We start from the raw sequence: 1,158 nt of genomic DNA, 5'->3' as shown, positions 1-1,158 counted from the left end.
CGGAGTGCGTGGTGACGCCCGCCGACTGGCACGCGCAGGGGCACGCGGCCGGGACGCCGTTCGCCACGGCCCACACCTTCGCCCAGACGGGCCCGTTCCGGCCCCGCAACCTGGTCCGCGGCACCGAGAACGCCGTGCTGGCCGGCTGCGGCACCACCCCCGGTGTCGGCGTGCCGACCGTGCTGCTGTCCGGGAAGCTGGCCGCGGCACGGATCACCGGCGGCCCGCGCCGCCCGCGTCCGCCCCTCACCCCCATGCAGGAGGCCCCCGTATGACCGACCGTGAACTCGACGCGGCCGGCGTCACCGATCCGGCGCTGCGCGAGGCCTACCGCCGCTGCCGCGCGCTCAACGCCCGGCACGGCAGGACGTACTTCCTCGCCACCCGGCTGCTGCCCGTCGAACGGCGCCCCGCCGTGCACGCCCTGTACGGCTTCGCCCGCTGGGCCGACGACATCGTCGACGCGCTCGGCACGGGGGCGGGCCCCGAGCGCCGGGACGCCGAACTCTCCGCGCTCCAGCGGGAACTGGACAAGGGCCTGCGGGACGGGAACAGCACCGAACCGGTGGTGCGGGCGGTCGCCGACACGGCGCGCCGGTACGGCATCGACCACGGGCACTTCGCCGACTTCATGACCGCCATGCGCTCCGACCTGGTGGTCACCGACTACGCCGACTACGCGGCCCTGCGCCGGTACACGCACGGTTCGGCGGCGGTCATCGGGCTGCAGATGCTGCCCGTCCTCGGCACGGTCGTCCCGCGCGGGGCGGCCGCGCCGCACGCCGCGGCCCTCGGGGTCGCCTTCCAGCTGACCAACTTCCTGCGGGACGTGGGCGAGGACCTCGACCGGGGGCGGGTGTACCTGCCCGCGGACCTGCTCGCCGCGCACGGCGTCCACCGGGCGCTGCTGCGGTGGTGCCGGGACACCGGCCGCCGCGACCGGCGTGTCACCACCGCGCTGAAGGAGTTCGGGGCGCTGACGCGCGCCGTGTACCGGGAGGCGGCGCCGGGGCTCGCGATGCTGGAACCGGTGTCCCGGCCGTGCATCCGCGCGGCGTTCGTGCTGTACGGCGGGATCCTGGAGGCGGTGGCGCGGGACGGCTGGTCGGTGCTGCACCGGCGGGCGGTGGTGCCGCGCCGGCGACGTGCCGTGGTGGC

General features: G+C 76.6%; 2 protein-coding genes. Both read left to right on the top strand.

Features of this window, described 5'->3' with window-relative positions:
- Window positions 1-275: FAD-dependent oxidoreductase (locus B7767_RS36475; RefSeq protein ID WP_179167443.1), on the top strand; the 275-nt coding region annotated here is incomplete at its 5' end.
- Window positions 272-1,158: phytoene/squalene synthase family protein (locus B7767_RS36470; protein WP_085575773.1), on the top strand; the 887-nt coding region annotated here is incomplete at its 3' end. The genes B7767_RS36475 and B7767_RS36470, both read left to right, overlap by 4 nt.

Origin of the sequence: Streptomyces sp. 13-12-16 (assembly GCF_002114215.1) — a bacterium.
Classification (GTDB): Bacteria; Actinomycetota; Actinomycetes; order Streptomycetales; family Streptomycetaceae; genus Streptomyces.
The sequence above is the reverse complement of the archived record's forward strand: the minus strand, read 5'-3'. Positions and strand labels throughout refer to the sequence as shown.